The 16631-nt window shown below is 52.0% G+C and carries 17 protein-coding genes; 11 read left to right on the top strand and 6 right to left on the bottom strand.

The window, feature by feature from the left end; all coding sequences use genetic code 11:
* Positions 1 to 4: 4 nt before the first annotated feature.
* The 3 genes from tauB to tauD are packed head-to-tail and all read left to right on the top strand — an operon-like array spanning position 5 to position 2444.
* Positions 5 to 772 carry a taurine ABC transporter ATP-binding subunit gene (tauB, locus tag SOM82_RS04500; protein WP_154127573.1) on the top strand — a complete coding sequence of 256 codons (768 nt, stop codon included), beginning with the start codon at positions 5 to 7 and terminating at the stop codon, positions 770 to 772.
* On the top strand, positions 769 to 1596 hold the full coding sequence (tauC, locus tag SOM82_RS04505; RefSeq protein WP_154127574.1) for a taurine ABC transporter permease TauC: 828 nt from the start codon (positions 769 to 771) through the stop codon (positions 1594 to 1596). Before tauB ends, tauC begins: the two co-directional genes overlap by 4 nt.
* Complete coding sequence (gene tauD, locus SOM82_RS04510) at positions 1593 to 2444, top strand: taurine dioxygenase (protein ID WP_320460225.1); 852 nt, start codon at positions 1593 to 1595, stop codon at positions 2442 to 2444. Before tauC ends, tauD begins: the two co-directional genes overlap by 4 nt.
* 81 nt (positions 2445 to 2525) lie before the next feature.
* Here the strand turns inward: tauD and hemB are convergent, their stop codons facing one another.
* Entirely contained in the window at positions 2526 to 3500 is a 975-nt protein-coding gene (hemB, locus tag SOM82_RS04515; RefSeq protein ID WP_154127576.1) for a porphobilinogen synthase, read from the bottom strand.
* A 454-nt stretch (positions 3501 to 3954) separates the two neighbouring features.
* On the opposite strand from hemB, the gene SOM82_RS04520 reads away from it, so the two are divergent.
* Entirely contained in the window at positions 3955 to 6729 is a 2775-nt protein-coding gene (locus SOM82_RS04520; protein WP_320460224.1) for an autotransporter YaiT-related protein, read from the top strand.
* 92 nt (positions 6730 to 6821) lie between these two features.
* Complete coding sequence (locus SOM82_RS04525) at positions 6822 to 7448, top strand: helix-turn-helix domain-containing protein (RefSeq protein WP_154127578.1); 627 nt, start codon at positions 6822 to 6824, stop codon at positions 7446 to 7448.
* 5 nt (positions 7449 to 7453) lie between these two features.
* On the opposite strand, the gene ampH is transcribed toward SOM82_RS04525, so the two are convergent.
* Positions 7454 to 8611 carry a D-alanyl-D-alanine-carboxypeptidase/endopeptidase AmpH gene (ampH, locus tag SOM82_RS04530; protein WP_154127579.1) on the bottom strand — a complete coding sequence of 386 codons (1158 nt, stop codon included), beginning with the start codon at positions 8609 to 8611 and terminating at the stop codon, positions 7454 to 7456.
* Positions 8612 to 8813: 202 nt separating this feature from the next.
* On the opposite strand from ampH, the gene SOM82_RS04535 reads away from it, so the two are divergent.
* The 3 genes from SOM82_RS04535 to SOM82_RS04545 all read left to right on the top strand — a co-directional run bounded on the left by SOM82_RS04535 (position 8814) and on the right by SOM82_RS04545 (position 11796).
* The gene (locus SOM82_RS04535) at positions 8814 to 9347 is read left to right on the top strand and encodes an isochorismatase family protein (RefSeq protein WP_320460223.1); all 534 of its coding nucleotides are present in this window, start codon (positions 8814 to 8816) and stop codon (positions 9345 to 9347) included.
* A 113-nt stretch (positions 9348 to 9460) separates the two neighbouring features.
* Positions 9461 to 10681, top strand: a complete 1221-nt coding sequence (gene sbmA / locus SOM82_RS04540) for a peptide antibiotic transporter SbmA (protein ID WP_320460222.1) — start codon at positions 9461 to 9463, stop codon at positions 10679 to 10681.
* A gap of 14 nt (positions 10682 to 10695) precedes the next feature.
* Positions 10696 to 11796, top strand: a complete 1101-nt coding sequence (locus SOM82_RS04545) for a DUF1615 domain-containing protein (protein ID WP_320460221.1) — start codon at positions 10696 to 10698, stop codon at positions 11794 to 11796.
* Positions 11797 to 11799: 3 nt separating this feature from the next.
* Here the strand turns inward: SOM82_RS04545 and SOM82_RS04550 are convergent, their stop codons facing one another.
* A complete protein-coding gene (locus tag SOM82_RS04550) occupies positions 11800 to 12102 on the bottom strand; it encodes a DUF2755 family protein (RefSeq protein ID WP_154127583.1) in 303 nt (100 codons plus the stop codon).
* A gap of 248 nt (positions 12103 to 12350) precedes the next feature.
* Between SOM82_RS04550 and SOM82_RS04555 the strand changes: the two genes are divergently transcribed.
* A complete protein-coding gene (locus SOM82_RS04555; protein WP_154127584.1) occupies positions 12351 to 12587 on the top strand; it encodes a DUF2754 domain-containing protein in 237 nt (78 codons plus the stop codon).
* On the opposite strand, the gene ddlA is transcribed toward SOM82_RS04555, so the two are convergent.
* A complete protein-coding gene (ddlA, locus tag SOM82_RS04560) occupies positions 12584 to 13684 on the bottom strand; it encodes a D-alanine--D-alanine ligase (protein ID WP_154127585.1) in 1101 nt (366 codons plus the stop codon). The two genes, SOM82_RS04555 and ddlA, sit on opposite strands and share 4 nt — an antisense overlap.
* 104 nt (positions 13685 to 13788) lie before the next feature.
* On the opposite strand from ddlA, the gene SOM82_RS04565 reads away from it, so the two are divergent.
* Both SOM82_RS04565 and SOM82_RS04570 read left to right on the top strand, forming a co-directional pair.
* The gene (locus SOM82_RS04565) at positions 13789 to 14472 is read left to right on the top strand and encodes an extensin-like domain-containing protein (protein WP_320460220.1); all 684 of its coding nucleotides are present in this window, start codon (positions 13789 to 13791) and stop codon (positions 14470 to 14472) included.
* A gap of 361 nt (positions 14473 to 14833) precedes the next feature.
* Positions 14834 to 15643, top strand: coding sequence for a DUF4225 domain-containing protein (locus SOM82_RS04570; RefSeq protein ID WP_320460219.1), 810 nt, complete (start codon positions 14834 to 14836; stop codon positions 15641 to 15643).
* Here the strand turns inward: SOM82_RS04570 and SOM82_RS04575 are convergent.
* Together SOM82_RS04575 and SOM82_RS04580 are read right to left on the bottom strand one after the other, a co-directional pair.
* Positions 15640 to 15966, bottom strand: a complete 327-nt coding sequence (locus tag SOM82_RS04575) for a hypothetical protein (RefSeq protein WP_320460218.1) — start codon at positions 15964 to 15966, stop codon at positions 15640 to 15642. The genes SOM82_RS04570 and SOM82_RS04575 overlap by 4 nt on opposite strands.
* A gap of 286 nt (positions 15967 to 16252) precedes the next feature.
* Entirely contained in the window at positions 16253 to 16435 is a 183-nt protein-coding gene (locus tag SOM82_RS04580; protein WP_320460217.1) for a hypothetical protein, read from the bottom strand.
* Positions 16436 to 16631 lie beyond the last annotated feature (196 nt).

Consider the following 16631-nt stretch of genomic DNA (forward strand, 5'->3'; position numbering starts at 1 on the left):
CGTGATGCTACAAATTACAAACCTGTCCGCCAGTTACGGCGGAAAAGCCGCGCTGGATGATATCAATCTGACGCTGGATAGCGGTGAGCTGCTGGTGGTGCTGGGGCCATCCGGCTGCGGTAAAACTACGTTGCTCAATTTGATCGCCGGGTTTGTTCCGTATCAGCACGGCTCTATTCAACTGGAAGGTCAGCGCGTGGAAGGGCCGGGCGCCGAGCGTGGCGTGGTCTTCCAGAGCGAAGGGTTACTGCCCTGGCGCAATGTGCAGGAAAACGTGGCCTTTGGCCTGCAGCTGGCGGGGATTGAACGCGCGCAACGCCTCGAAACCGCGCGCCAGATGCTGAAAAAGGTCGGGCTGGAAGGCGCAGAAAAGCGTTTTATCTGGCAGCTTTCGGGCGGTCAGCGTCAGCGCGTGGGAATTGCCCGTGCGCTGGCGGCTAACCCGCAGCTGTTGCTACTGGATGAGCCGTTTGGGGCGCTGGATGCCTTCACGCGCGAACAGATGCAAACCCTGCTGCTGCGCCTGTGGCACGAGACGGGCAAGCAGGTGTTGCTGATTACCCATGACATCGAAGAAGCGGTGTTTATGGCGACCGAACTGGTGCTGTTGTCACCGGGACCGGGCCGCGTGCTGGAGCGTCTGCCGCTGGACTTTGCCCGTCGCTATGTGGCAGGCGAGCCGGTGCGCAGCATCAAGTCCGATCCGCAATTTATCGCCCAGCGCGAATATGTGTTGAGTCGCGTGTTCGAGCAGCGGGAGGCATTCTCATGAGCATCGTCTTTAGCGAGAAACGCAGCGGAAAACGCCTGAGCTTCCGCTGGCCGTTTTCGCGACAAATCACCCTGAGTGTGGGCACGCTGCTGGTACTGCTGGCTATCTGGTGGGCCGTGGCGGCGCAGCAGTGGGTCAGCCCACTGTTCCTGCCGCCGCCGGGACAGGTGCTGGCGAAATTAATCACTATCGCCGGTCCGCAGGGGTTTATGGATGCGACCTTATGGCAACATCTGGCGGCGAGCCTGGGGCGCATTCTGGTGGCGTTGCTGGCTGCCGTGCTTATCGGTATTCCGGTCGGGATTGCGATGGGATTAAGCCCGACGGTACGCGGCATCCTCGACCCGCTGATTGAGCTTTACCGTCCGGTTCCGCCGCTGGCCTATCTGCCGCTGATGGTGATCTGGTTCGGCATTGGCGAGACGTCGAAGATTTTGCTGATCTATCTGGCGATTTTTGCCCCGGTAGCGATGTCGGCTCTGGCGGGGGTAAAGAGCGCGCAGCAGGTGCGGATCCGCGCGGCGCAGTCGCTGGGAGCCCGTCGCGCTCAGGTGCTGTGGTTTGTGATTTTACCGGGCGCATTGCCCGAGATTTTAACCGGGTTGCGCATTGGACTGGGCGTGGGCTGGTCAACGCTGGTGGCGGCTGAACTGATTGCCGCGACGCGTGGCCTTGGATTTATGGTGCAGTCGGCAGGCGAATTTCTGGCGACAGATGTGGTGCTGGCAGGGATCGCGGTGATCGCCGTGATTGCCTTTAGTTTAGAACTGGGGCTGCGCGCGTTACAGCGCCGCCTGACGCCCTGGCATGGAGAGATACAATGAGTGAACGTCTGATCATTACCCCACTGGGGCCGTACATTGGCGCGCAAATTTCGGGCCTCGACGTGACGCGTCCGCTGAGTGATAACCAGTTTGAACAGTTGTACCACGCGGTCTTGCGCCATCAGGTGGTGTTTCTGCGTGAGCAGGCGGTGACGCCGCAGCAGCAGCGGGCGCTGGCGCTGCGATTTGGCGATCTGCACATCCATCCGGTCTATCCCCATGCGGAAGGGGTGGAAGAAATTATTGTGCTGGATACCCATAACGATAATCCGCCGGACAATGATAACTGGCATACCGATGTGACATTTATCGAGACGCCGCCCGCCGGGGCGATTCTGGCTGCAAAACTGCTGCCGGAAACCGGCGGTGATACGCTTTGGGCCAGTGGGATTGCGGCTTTTGAAGCGCTGTCGGCACCGTTGCAGCAGCTGTTAAGCGGGTTGCGCGCCGAGCACGACTTCAAAAAATCGTTCCAGGAATACAAATATCGTAAAACCGAGGAGGAGCATCAGCGCTGGCAGGAAGCCGTGGCTAAACACCCGCCGCTGCTGCATCCGGTGGTGCGCACACATCCGGTCACGGGCAAACAGGCGCTGTTTGTGAACGAAGGTTTTACCACCCGAATCGTTGATTTGAACGAGAAAGAGAGCGATGCGCTGTTAGGATTTCTGTTTGCGCACATCACCAAACCCGAATTCCAGGTGCGCTGGCGGTGGCAGCAAAACGATCTGGCGATCTGGGATAACCGTGTCACGCAGCACTACGCCAACGCGGATTATCTGCCTCAGCGACGGATTATGCAGCGTGCGACGATACTTGGGGACAAGCCTTACTTCCGTGCGGCCTGATAAAACAGGAGATGTTGTGTACAGGACAGTCCGGGAAGGTTATCGCAGCCCGGCGGAGGGGATTCCACCGGGCTGAGAGCATTAACGCAGGATTTTTTTCTCGGCCAGATCCAGTGCGAAGTAGCTGAAGATCAGATCCGCGCCGGCGCGTTTGATCGCCCCCAGGCTTTCGAGGATCACTTTTTCTTCATCAATTGCGCCCGCTTGCGCAGCGAATTTGATCATCGCGTATTCTCCGCTGACCTGATAGGCCCCCAGCGGCAGCTCGGTACGCTCGCGGATGTCGCGCAGGATATCCAGATAGGCGCCTGCCGGTTTCACCATCAGGCAATCTGCACCCTGGGCTTCATCCAGAAGGGATTCGCGGATCGCTTCACGACGATTGAGCGGGTTCATCTGATAAGTTTTGCGATCGCCTTTCAGCGCGGTACCCGCGGCTTCACGGAAAGGACCGTAGAAGGACGAAGCGAATTTGGTGGAGTAGGACATGATGGCGGTATCGGTAAAACCGGCCGCGTCCAGCGCCTGGCGAATCGCCTGCACCTGACCATCCATTGCCGCAGAAGGGGCGATAAAATCAGCGCCAGCCGCGGCAGCGATCACCGCCTGTTTCCCCAGGTTCAGCAGAGTGGCGTCGTTATCCACGCCGTGGTCACACAGTACGCCGCAGTGTCCGTGTGAGGTGTATTCGCAGAAACAGGTGTCGGACATGACGATCATTTCCGGCACGGTCTCTTTGCAGATGCGGGACATGCGCGCAACCAGACCGTTCTCTTTCAACGCATCGCTGCCGGTGGCATCGGTATGATGGGAGATCCCGAAGGTCATGACCGAACGGATACCCGCATTCGCAATGCGCTCGATTTCACGCGCCAGATGTTTTTCCGGAATGCGCATAACGCCCGGCATGGCATCAATGGCTTTGTAGTCATCAATCTCTTCTTCAACAAAAATCGGCAACACCAGATCGTTTAAGGTCAGTGTTGTCTCTTCAAACATAGCGCGCAGCGCGGGGGACTTGCGCAGGCGACGGGGACGAGCAATTAAATCGGTCATGATATGCCTGATGTCTGTAGAACAATGGGGACTAGTGTACCTGAAACGTCAGGGAGCTGTTTTACGAAAATGGTTGTTTTGCGATTGAATAATCCTGTCCAATGGCAAAATTAGATCGGGTGATGCTTTATCGCTAAGGCGATGGAAAGGGATAATTTATTTGTGTTAATGCTATTTGCCTATGGTAATATATTTTGAATGTATGTGTTTTTCAAAAAAATAATGAAAAATGAAAGTGTTTCCCTCCCGTAATTCACTGTATTTATAATATCTTTACTTTGTAAATCTATTCTTTTTTCACCACTCTTTTTCCTATTTGTCTGTATACGGACTTAATCGAATCATTCATTGAACCTTTTCGAAATGAGAATGCATAATTCGCTTCGCAATATTTTTTGTTGCACTTGCGTTCTGACGGACAAACTTGCTTACGTCCCTGAGGAGGGATGACTCAATGCAAACATGGAAAAAGAAACTCGCGGTATCTCAAATTGCATTAGCCTGTACATTGGCTATTGCTTCTCAGGCTAATGCTAAAGATATTTCCGGCACGACTTACAATACTTTCGGTTACGATAATACGGCCTCCGAACCCTGGTATTATGGCTACGTGGGCTGGAATGCCTCGGATGCCACTCATGACGGTGATATTTATCCGGTAATCAATAACTCCACGACTAATGGCGTTATTTCGACTTACTATCTGGATGATGATATCAGTGGTCATGCGAATTCGCTGAGCATTTCTAATAGTACTATCAACGGAATGGTCACCTCTAAATGTATGACATCGGCCTGTGCGGATGGTACGAATACGGACGGTACTGCGCACACGCAAAACGATCGTTTTAGTCTCACTGTCGATAATTCAACGATCAACGATACTTATGAGCATTATGCTTATGATGTAACGGATGGCGATAATACGGATACCCATTATGTCGATACCTATGCGTTGGGTAACGCAATAACGCTCGACGTTGAATCCGATATTCTTATCCAGAATAACTCGCATATTGCCGGTATTACTCTGACGCAGGGTTATCAGGATCTGGATAATACGCCTTATGATGGCGTCGAGGGCGTGGCCAATAGCAGTAACGTCTTTACAGATACGCTGGTGGTGAAAGATTCTGTCCTGACGTCCGGCGCTTATAGCGACCTGGGCACTAGCGGCTTCTATGGTCAAAGTGCGAAACCGAGTGATTACGGCGAAACCAACGCCACTGCGGCAGATGACGCAGCGTTAATTGTTGCTTCCGGCGACTCGGATAACGCTATGCAGACCACCGCGACGTTTGACCACTCAACGATCACCGGGGATATTCTCTTCTCCAGTACCTTTGATAATAACTTCTACGAAAACGGCGATCCGGCGACCGATACCACGGACGATGGCGTCTATAACCCGACGACCAACGGCTGGGACGGCACCGATAAGCTCGATGTCACCTTAACCAACGGCAGTAAGTGGGTAGGGGCCGCGCAGTCCAGCGTGGAGACTATCGGCACCGCGCAAATGTACGGTATGGGCTACACAGACGTTGACTGGAGCACGTTGTCTCCTAACAGCATCTGGCCGGACTCTACCTATGATGATAACGGCCATGTTTCTGGCGAAGAGGTTTATCAGAGCGGGCTGTTCAACGTGACGCTGGATAGCGGCTCAGAGTGGGACACGCGTAAAGTCTCTAACATTGATAAGCTGGCGGTGAACAACCAGTCGCAGGTCAATGTGGAAAACTCCGGCCTTCTGGCTGACAGCATCACCCTGACGAATGGCTCATCGCTGAACATCGGTGACAGCGGCCAGGTCGCCACGGACAGCCTCTATCTGGACAGCTATAGCCAGGCGACGCTGACCGAAGAAACCGCAGCGCTGTACGCGAACACCATTACCGTGGATAACGGTGCTGAACTGGCTCTGGGGCTGGGTCAGGTGGATACGCACAATATGGTGCTGACGGATGGCGGCGTGCTGAATGTCGCGAGTCGTGATTACGTGCTGAATTCAGATTTGAACAATGCGCGTTATATCACCAATGACAAGAGCAGCACGGATTACGACTACGGCGTCGTCGCGCTCAACTCTGATGGCCATCTGTCTGTAAACGGTGACGTTGCGGGCAACTACAAAGTTCGTATTGACGATGCGACGGGCGCAGGCTCGGTTGCTGATTACAAAAACAACGAAATCATTCGTGTTTATGACAACAATGCGGACACTCAGGCCAGCTTCACCGCGGCAAACAAAGCTGATTTGGGCGCCTATACCTATCAGGCGCAACAGCAGGGAGACACCGTTGTTCTGCATCAGGAAGAGCTGACTGACTATGCCAATATGGCGTTGAGCATTCCTTCTGCGAACACCAACATCTGGAACCTGCAACAAGACGCAGTGGGCGCTCGACTGTCTAACAGCCGTCACGGCCTGACTGATAACGGCGGCGCCTGGGTGAGCTACTTCGGTGGCAACTTCGACGGCGATAACGGCAGCATCAGTTACGATCAAGACGTGAATGGCATTATGGTCGGTCTGGATACTCAGATTGATGGCAATAACGCCAAATGGATCGTCGGTGGTGCGGCGGGCTTTGCAAAAGGCGATATGAGCGATCATTCCGGTCAGGTTGATCAGGATAGCCAGACGGCGATGATCTACTCATCCGCTCATTTCGCGAATGATATCTTTATCGACAGCTCTCTGAACTATTCTCGCTTCAATAACGATCTCTCCGCCACCATGAGCAACGGCCAGTACGTCGACGGTAACACGACGACCGACGCCTGGGGCTTTGGTCTGAAACTGGGTTACGACTGGAAGCCAAACACCTCGGGTTATGTGACTCCGTATGCGGCGGTATCTGGTCTGTTCCAGTCGGGTGACGATTATCAGTTGAGTAATGACATGCAGGTCGGCAGCCAGTCTTACGACAGCATGCGTTATGAAGCGGGTCTGGATGCGGGTTACACCTTCAACTATGGCGGTGAGCAAGCGCTGACTCCGTACTTCAAACTGGCGTACGTCTACGACGATGCGGGTAACGATGCGGATATTAACGGCGACAACATCGACAATGGTGTGAAAGGGTCTGCCGTTCGTGTCGGTTTGGGTACGCAGTTTAGCTTCACGAAAAACTTCAGCACTTATACGGGTGCAAACTATCTTGGTGGCGGTGATGTTGACCAAAACTGGGGAGCAAATCTGGGCGTGAAATACTCCTGGTAATGCCGGAAACGGGGGGAATGTTCTCCCCGTTTTTTTATTGATAGTGACAATAGATAAACAGAACCGATAAGTATGGATGACTTGAGGTCTGCATGAATCCTGATGCGAAACCAATTTCTGAATTTAAGCGGCTAGAACAATGTCTGAAAGCCGAAAGTACACCCTTTAAAGTCGCTCAGCAGCACGCGTTTTTTAGTAATAGTATTAATCAGGAGCACTACACCATTGTTTTGCAAACGGGTATAGCCGAGGTTCATCGTCAATCTGATGAATTACTCATCGGCATCGTCACCACGCCTTTCATCTTTGGCCTGGCGGCTGGCATGATTGAAAGTCGTCAGAAATATACCTTGATATCACAAACGCCCTGCACCGGTTTTTATCTGCCCACCGCGACAAGTTACCATCTTATTCAGCAATCGTATCTTTGGCGGGATGCTTTCTGCTGGCTGTCATGGATAAATAAGATCATGGTCAAGCGGGATATGCAGTTGGTCGGTAATAATTCCTATAGTCAAATCCGCGCCATGTTGCTGGAGATGGCTGAATGGGATGAAACGCTGCGCTCAAAAATTGGCGTTATGAATCATATCCAGAAAAGCACGCGTATTTCCCGGTCAGTGGTCGCGGAGGTTCTCGCTGCGCTGCGCCAGGGGAATTATATTAATATGAACCGGGGCAAACTGGTCAGTATCAACCGTTTGCCCTCGGAGTATTAAGGTGTTCAGGAGGCGGGGACGACCTGAGCTTTATTCCCGCTCAGTTCGGTAACCAAATTATTGATCCCATCACTCATATTAATGAATCGGGTATTCGGGGAGCGAGTCACGACCACGAATGCACCAACATTAGACTGTGGGATCATCGCCATATAGGTAATAAATCCGCCGCCGCCGCCCGTTTTCTGAATAATCCCCGGACGCCCGTCTTTTGGCGCCATATAGACCCAACCCAGGCCAAGCGCATCCGCTTTACCGGGCACGTCCATACCGATAACCCGATGGAGCTGATTGCGTTTATAAATGAGCGTCTGCATCCGATCGGCCTGATTGCTACGTGCGTAGAAATCAGAAGACAGGAACTGTTGCATCCAGCGCATCATATCGCCAGGGGTCGAGTACACGCCTCCGCTACCAATCGCCGCAAGCGTGTTGTTGCACGGGCTGGCCCCTTTCTCTGCCACCATCAGGCGCTTGCACTGATCCGGTGACGGCGTAAAGGTGGTGTCCTTCATCCCCAGCGGACGCGTGATTTTTTCTTCAAACAGCTGGGTATAGGGTTTCCCTGCTGCGTTGGCCAGCGCGTCGGCTAACAGATCAAATGCCAGGTTGGAATAGGCCGCCTGTGCGCCAGGCGCGGCTTTAAGCGTGGCATTGTTCAGGTAGGTCCAGCGCTGTTCACGCGTCGGCCAGACGAAAACAGGCCGGTGGGCAGCGCCACCCGGCTGTTCGCGCGGCAGGGCGCTGGTATGGGTCGCCAAATTCACCAGCGTAATCGGCGCACCCTGATACGTCGGGACGTGCGACCCTGGCGGCGCATATTTGCTTAACGGATCGTTCAGTTTGACCACGCCCTGATCGAGCAGCTTCACCAGCATTTCACTGGTCATCAGTTTTGTTAAGGACGCAATGCGAATAACCGAGTCCAGCTGTGGGTGGACGTTACTACCCGGGCGCGTTTCGCCAAAACTGCGGAATACGCGCTGGTTGCCGTCAATCACCACCAGAGCCATACCGGTTGCGCCGCTGCCGTAATAAATAAGATTGGCGTAGCGATCCGCAATATCGGAGGCAAAAACGGGAGCAGTCAGTGGCTGGGCAGCCTGAGCAGTGGATATGCTCACCGCACACAGCGCGGCGAAATAAAGCAGACAACGTTTCAACGAAAAGCATCCATGATGTGAATAAAGGAATTAATGCGTATTTATACTACTTAACGCCGCGGTGCAATGGGGTGAATGGCATAACGATAGCGGGAAAAACGTAACCGCGGGTAAATAAGAACAATTTCGTTGCACTCTGTCTCCCATTTTGTGACATCAGGCTTATGATAGAGGACTGTGTCGCTCAATTCCGGAGAAGAAGATGTCTGTTAAGCGCGTAGTCATGGTTGTCGATATGCAGCTGGGGGTATTTGCCACGCCCCGTTTTCAACGTGAACAATGCGTTTCACGTATCAATCAACTCACGCACGCCGCCGATACGGTCATTTTTATTCAGCATACAGAAGCCGGTGGACTGGAAGAGGGGAGCGACGGCTATCGTCTGTTGCCTGAACTCGACCAGCCTGCGGGGGCGTTTTACGTGACCAAGACCGCCTGCGACGCCTTCTACAAGACGACGCTGAGCGACTTACTGAGCGAGCAGGGGATTGAGCAGTTTGTTATCTGCGGATGTGCAACCGATTATTGCGTCGATTCCACCCTGAAAAATGGCGTCAGCCGGGGTTATCACATCACCGTTGCTGAGGATGCGCACACGACGGCAAATCGTCCGGCGGCACAGGCGCAGGTACTGATCAATCACTATAATGATGTCTGGCGAACCTTTACCGCACCTGATAATCCGCCCGTTGTGAAACCCACCGAAACAATTCTTACAGACTGGAAAGCGAACTAACCCACAAACCTTAGGTCTATTTTTCCTGCCGAGCCACCAGGCGGCTCGGGAAGGTATTTTCGTGTGGTAATTTGTTGAGCACAGCAACGCCATAACAACAAGAAGGAAGCAGCATGTTTAAGTCATTTTTTCCAAAGCCGGGACCCTTTTTTATCTCGGCGTTTATTTGGGCACTGGTCGCCGTCATTTTTTGGCAGGCCGGTGGCGGCGCATGGCTTGAGCGTCTGACCGGCGCAACGGGAGATGTACCGATTAGCGCCGCGCGTTTTTGGTCGATGAGCTATTTGCTATTTTATGCCTACTACGGTTTGTGCGTGGGCGCGTTTGCCCTTTTTTGGTTCACTTATTCTCCACATCGCTGGCAGTACTGGTCGATTCTGGGCACCTCGCTGATCGTTTTTGTCACCTGGTTCCTGGTGGAAGTGGGGGTGGCCGTCAACGCATGGTATGCGCCGTTTTATGATCTGATTCAGACTGCGCTCAGCTCACCGCACAAAGTCACGATCGGTCAGTTCTATCATGAAGTGGGCGTGTTCCTCGGTATCGCGCTGATTGCGGTCATTATCGGCGTCATGAATAACTTTTTTGTCAGCCACTACGTATTCCGCTGGCGCACGGCAATGAACGAACACTATATGGCGCACTGGCAGCAGCTGCGTCATATCGAAGGTGCGGCACAGCGTGTGCAGGAAGATACGATGCGTTTTGCCTCCACGCTGGAAGATATGGGCGTCAGTTTTATCAACGCCATCATGACACTTATCGCGTTTCTTCCGGTTCTGGTCACGCTCTCGGCGCACGTTCCTGAACTGCCGATTGTCGGTCATCTGCCTTATGGTCTGGTGATTGCCGCGCTTGTCTGGTCGCTGGTGGGTACCGGTCTGTTGGCCGTCGTCGGGATCAAACTGCCGGGCCTGGAATTCAAAAACCAGCGCGTAGAAGCCGCCTATCGTAAGGAGTTGGTCTACGGTGAAGACGACGCTAACCGCGCCTCGCCGCCAACCGTTCGTGAGCTGTTTGGTGCGGTACGCCGTAACTATTTCCGTCTCTATTTCCACTACATGTATTTCAACATCGCCCGTATTTTATATTTGCAGGTGGATAACGTTTTCGGTTTGTTCCTGCTGTTTCCGTCGATTGTCGCCGGTACGATTACGCTGGGACTGATGACGCAAATCACCAACGTTTTCGGTCAGGTTCGCGGTTCGTTCCAGTATCTGATCGCGTCGTGGACTACGCTTGTTGAGCTGATGTCCATCTATAAACGTTTACGCAGCTTTGAACGTGAGCTTGACGATCAGAATCTTCAGGAAGTGACAAATACCTTAAGCTAATACAGGGAGTTGCTATGCCATTTGCCGTATCGCGCGCGTTACCTTTATCGCTGCTCAGTGCCTTAGTGCTTGCCGGATGCGCCGATCAAAGCCCGGCTCCACTGAAAAAAGGCGAGAAGCCTGTCGATGTGGCAAGCGTGGTGCGCCAAAAAATCCCGGCCAGCGTGAAAGACCGGGATGACTGGGCAATTGTGCTGGCCAAAACCTTCGACAGTCAGAAAATAGCGCCCACCGAGGAGAATATCTGCTCGGTGCTGGCGGTTGCGCAGCAAGAGTCGATGTATCAGTCCGATCCGGCCGTTCCCGGGCTCAATAAAATTGCCTGGAAAGAGATCGACCGACGGGCCGAGAAAATGCACATCCCGGTATTCCTGGTGCATACCGCGCTTAAAATCACCTCGCCAAACGGCAAAAGCTACAGCGAACGGCTGGATACGGTAAAAACCGAGAAACAGCTGAGTGCCATTTTCGATGATTTCATCAATATGGTTCCGATGGGGCAGACCCTGTTTGGCTCGCTTAACCCGGTGCATACCGGCGGGCCGATGCAGGTCAGCATTGATTTTGCCGAGAAACACGCGAAAGGCTATCCGTGGAAAATCGACGGAACCGTGCGTCAGGAAGTGTTCTCCCTGCGCGGCGGATTGTGGTTTGGCACCTGGCATCTGCTGAACTATCCGGTGAACTACAGCGAACCGCTGTATCGCTTTGCCGATTTCAATGCGGGCTGGTATGCCAGCCGAAACGCTGCGTTCCAGAATGCGGTGAGTCGTGCCACCGGTACCCGGCTGGCATTGGATGGCGATCTGATTGCATACGGAAGCAGCGAGGCCGGAACGACCGAGCTCGCGGTACGTCAGCTGGCGATTAAGCTCGATATGAGTAACAGTGAAATTCGTCAGCAGCTGGAAAAAGGGGACAGCCTGGCGTTCGAGAAAACGACGCTTTATCAGCAGGTCTATAAGATTGCGGAACAGAAAAGCGGAAAACCGTTACCGAGAGAGATTTTGCCGGGTATTCAGCTCGAAAGCCCGAAGATCACACGTAATCTGACGACGGCGTGGTTCGCTAAACGCGTTGACGATCGTCGGGCACGCTGCATGGCGCTAAACTAACGCTTAGTGGTAGCGGCGCCAGCGCAGGACAAGTGCAATTGCACCGAGAATAACGCAACCCACCAGGAACGGAATCACTCCGAAGACGGTGCTGACGCCCAGGCCGATATCGACACGCGGTCGACCGCTATCCTGAACCTGCATCAGGTGTTCATAAACGCCTGGCGCGTGGACCAGTACGTTCAGGAGTTGCGACCCCGCCCAAAAACAGAACAGCACAAACAGGGCATAAGCAATGTTACCCGGCGTGGAGGTTTTGGGTTGTTTGCCGCCAAAAATCGGCTTTGCCAATGTAAAGTCTGCCATATAGACCTCCCGATATCTCACTCTGGCCTTGTGCCAGTCATACAATGTGAGTTTGACAGGTCATAGCATTTGTCAATATCAGAATCGTGGTAATTTTCCCTAAGGATTTCTCCTGAATTGCCGATTTCTGTATCGCATCACATTTTCGTGACTTAACGTAAATTGATTCACATTTAAGAATTTCCGCATCTGCCACAGACCGCGTGATAAAACTGTGAGAGGATGTCTTTTTCTCTGCCGGAGTTGCCATGAACCTGTCTGCCAAACTACGCCGTGACTGGCATTATTACGCCTTTGCGATTGGGCTGATCTTTATTCTTAACGGTATTGTTGGGCTACTGGGATTTGAGGCGAAAGGCTGGCAAACCTATGCGGTAGGCCTGGTGACGTGGGTGATCAGTTTCTGGCTGGCGGGATTCATTATCCGCCGGCGACCTGAAGAGCCGGCGGCGGAAAAGGTGGAGCACTCAGAAAAAGCGGATTAACCGTTCACGGAGCATTTCAGGGCGCTGTCTGCGGCATGTCGCTCCAGCGCCAGTTCGATCAGACGGGTAATCAAATCGGAATAGCTCAGACCACTCGCCTGCCAGAGTTTCGGATACATACTGATGTTCGTGAAACCTGGCAGCGTGTTGATTTCGTTGATGATAACGTCATTGTCTGCCGTCAGGAACACATCGACGCGCGCCATACCGCCGCAGCCAAGCGCCTGATAGGCTTGCACGGCGATCGCCCTGATCTTGTCATTGATCGCAGGATCCAGCGCAGCCGGAACCACCACTTGCGCACCCTTATCATCAATATATTTGGTGTCGTAGGAATAAAAGTCGCTGTTCAGAACCACTTCACCACAGGTACTGGCCTGTGGAAAATCGTTGCCCAGTACGGCGCACTCAATTTCTCGTCCTTTAATGCCTTGTTCTACCACCACTTTATGATCAAACTCAAAGGCCAGACGTACCGCTTCTGCGAACTGGGTTTCGCTGGTGACTTTGCTGACACCCACGGAAGAGCCCTGATTCGCCGGTTTGACGAACAGTGGCAACCCAAGCTGTGAGGTGATTTGCGCGAAGCTGTATTGAGTGCGATTGGCGCGGGTGAGGGTCACAAACGGAGCGATGTTTAACCCGGCATCGCGCAGCAAGCGTTTGGTGATGTCCTTGTCCATGCAGGCGGCAGAGCCGAGCACATCCGAGCCGACAAAGGGCAGATTGGCCATGCGCAGCATCCCTTGCAGAGAGCCGTCTTCGCCCAGCGTGCCGTGGACAATCGGGAAGACGACATCAAGCTGTGGTAAGGCTTGCGCGTTGACCGCATCGATCAGCTGCCCTTGCTCTACACCCGGAACGGTCGCCACGCTGATTTCGGACGGATTGAGCGCGATATGGGCCGGATCGTGCGCATTTAACAGATACTGATTCGCATCATTCACATGCCATTGGCCCTGTTTATCAATGCCCAGCAGGACAACCTCGAAACGGCTCTTATCAATCGCATCAACGATATTTTTGGCCGATTGCAGCGACACTTCGTGTTCTGCTGATTTTCCCCCAAAGACAATTCCTACCCGCTGCTTCGCCATCTCACTTTCTTCCAGTCTGACTAAAAGCCTATAACATACCACGATGAACAGTGGGATTCGCCGCCTTCTGCCATAATGTTTTGACACCTTAAAAAGGAGGGATTGTGAGAGGGAAAAGTCTGCTTATCTGTCTTGTGATTGCGGGTGTGGCTGCGGTGGGGTATCGCTGGCTGCCGTCTTATTACAACCCTTTTGTGCCTCTTAAACTCGACGATCGGCCCGGGAAAATCACCCAGTACAAACTGCGTCGGCTAAGCCCGGAGGCGTGTGCCAATCTGCTTTCGCAGGCCAATCAGAAACAGCTTATCGAGACGCAGGCGTTAGCGGATAGCGCCGGGGAGTGCCCGCTGAAGGATGTAGTGCGGGTACGTCGCTTTGGTCCCGTCTCGCTGAGCAGCAGTTTTATCGCCAGCTGTCCGCTGGCGTTAAGCTCGGCGCTGTTTGTTCATCAGCAGGCGCGACCGCTAAGCAAAACGATGATGGGCAGCGAACTGGTGCGCATTGAGCATCTGGGGAGTTTTGCCTGTCGGAATATTTATCATCGTCCTGATGCACGCCGCAGCGAACACGCCAGCGCCGAAGCGCTGGATATCAGCGCATTTCAGCTGGCCGACGGAGAGCGAGTCACCGTTTTGCGCGGCTGGCGCAATGACACCACTCAGCCCTGGCTAAAGGCGCTGCTGAGTGCGAGCTGCGACTACTACGGCAACGGGCTGGGACCGGAATACAATGCGGCTCATGCCAACCATTTTCATCTGGGGATGCGCGGATTTGGGCTGTGTCGGTAAAGCATAATCCACCAGCCTAAAGTGGAACATAGAGCATACTCAATGACTGTATTACCCTTACCTCATCAGGAGAAGGGTCGCGACTACACCGTTACCGGCACACTGACACAGATACCGTCTGCTCTATCAGGATCCTGCATGCTTTCAAAAGCCGTGTAGTGGCACAGTAAATTTGACTACTACATCCTGCTTCAGCTACTGCGCTGATTAGGCCGGGAGTCTCATTTAATGCCGTATCGGAGAAAACAGGCATATCGAGACCAACATATTTTCGGCTGAAACGACGGTTATTTACAGCTGAAAATAAAGGGGTATTATCGGCGATGTAATATACAGGATGTAATATACAGGGAGAACATAAATGGATGCTGCATTACTTGATATGATGCGCTCAGGCAGGAATAAAAACTGGGCAGAAACAATGGTTAATCTTGAGGCCAGAAAGCTGATTAATACAGCGAATATGCTGTCCTCCTTCCATCTTCGGGCTGGTCTGACCCGGATGGAGTTCGTCCGGGAAATAAAAGAGGTTGTTGAGCAGCAGTTTGCAGCCGCACGACGAGCAAAGTCTGATGAAGAATGCATGGCCTGCGTAAAAAACCTCAGGGCAGAGACCGAAAATCTTGAAGAGCAGGGGCGAATGCTGCGCACGAAAGCAGCGAAACTTTATGCCAAAGTGGAGTTCGTCCGGGAAAATAACAAAATCGTCGGGTACGTAATCAGTGCCGTTAAGATTGTTGTTTCCGGAATGGCTATTTTCGGCGGTGGGGTGATGATAGCGACAGGAACCCCTCTTGGAATAATTTCTGGCGCAATTCTTATTACCGATGGAATAAATCAAATATCGAAAGAGGCAATAAACTTATCGAAAATTTCTGATTCAAAATCAGAGGGTATAATTGCAGATCAGACGATGGAAATAGCAAAGTTTATGGGTTTCAAACCTGAGTCTGGACTGATGGTCTACAACTCTATATCACTGGCGGCCAGTGTTTACAGTATCGTTGGGTTATCCAGAAGACCGGAGGCGTGGCGGCTTTTCCGTTACCTGCCTGGTGACTTTTACAGGAAAGTAAATACGATAAGTAAACCAAAGCTAACCATGAAGATAGCCGGATATGGGATTAAGGCCAAAGTGATATTTGACCTTATCAGCACGGATAATAACTAATTTTTATTTACACGACAAAACCGCCAGCATTTAAATGAAATGATTGGCGGTTGAGAAAATCCAATTATAAATACAGCAACAAGTAACGAAATACCACCACCAAAAACATATCCCATGTCATCAATTTTTGAATAAATAAGAAACAAAAAACACGCAACACAACAACAAAAAACCCACAGAAAAATTTTAAACCTTTTGGCTAAATCTCTGATAACTTCCTCAAACGTACCGCCAAAGTTATTGATATTATTCTGAAGTTTCTGTAATTCCTTCACCGTAAAACCCGATACCAGAAGACGATCTTTATTGAAATCTGTAGTCATTTCATCAACTTCCTTATCTAATCAACCTGACACTTGCACTTCAATTTTTGTAGCGCTGCTACGGTTTAATCCTGACTTAAATAGCGTAGATTCACTAATTTTCACAGTGTTTCCACCTTTCATCCATAGAATTATAGACTCCTCAACAAGTATACGGAACAAACTGACAAAACTGAACCCTCACCACCGGTAAAGGAAATAAATTGTTTTATGATTAAATATCAATAATTTAAATTATCATCGTGAGTTTTTATATCATTGGCCGTCAACCCCCGAACAGTACAACCTATTTAATCGTTACATTGAAAATGACAATCAGCCGATCGGTCAGCACATCAAGATCCTGAAAGTCTGTTACGACAAAACCGCGTTCATTAAAACTGCGAATGTTGTGATTGATGATCTGGAATTGTGGAACCCCCCGCTCAAATACCAGATGATGGCCCTGGGCTGCGCCGCCTTGCAGCACTGTATAAAGATCCCTATTTTAAAGACGAACGCGAGACGCGGGTGATGATTGAGCTTGCGTCTCACATAAATGATAAATAGGAACTGGGTGAGCGGATTTGGGCTGTGTCGGTAAAGCATAATCCACCAGCCCAAACTGAATAAATTGTGACTTATTTCACAAATATGATGACTGGGGAGATAAAACACCAAACTCA

Origin of the sequence: Lelliottia sp. CFBP8978 (genome assembly GCF_034046055.2) — a bacterium.
In the GTDB taxonomy this organism is placed as follows: domain Bacteria; phylum Pseudomonadota; class Gammaproteobacteria; order Enterobacterales; family Enterobacteriaceae; genus Enterobacter.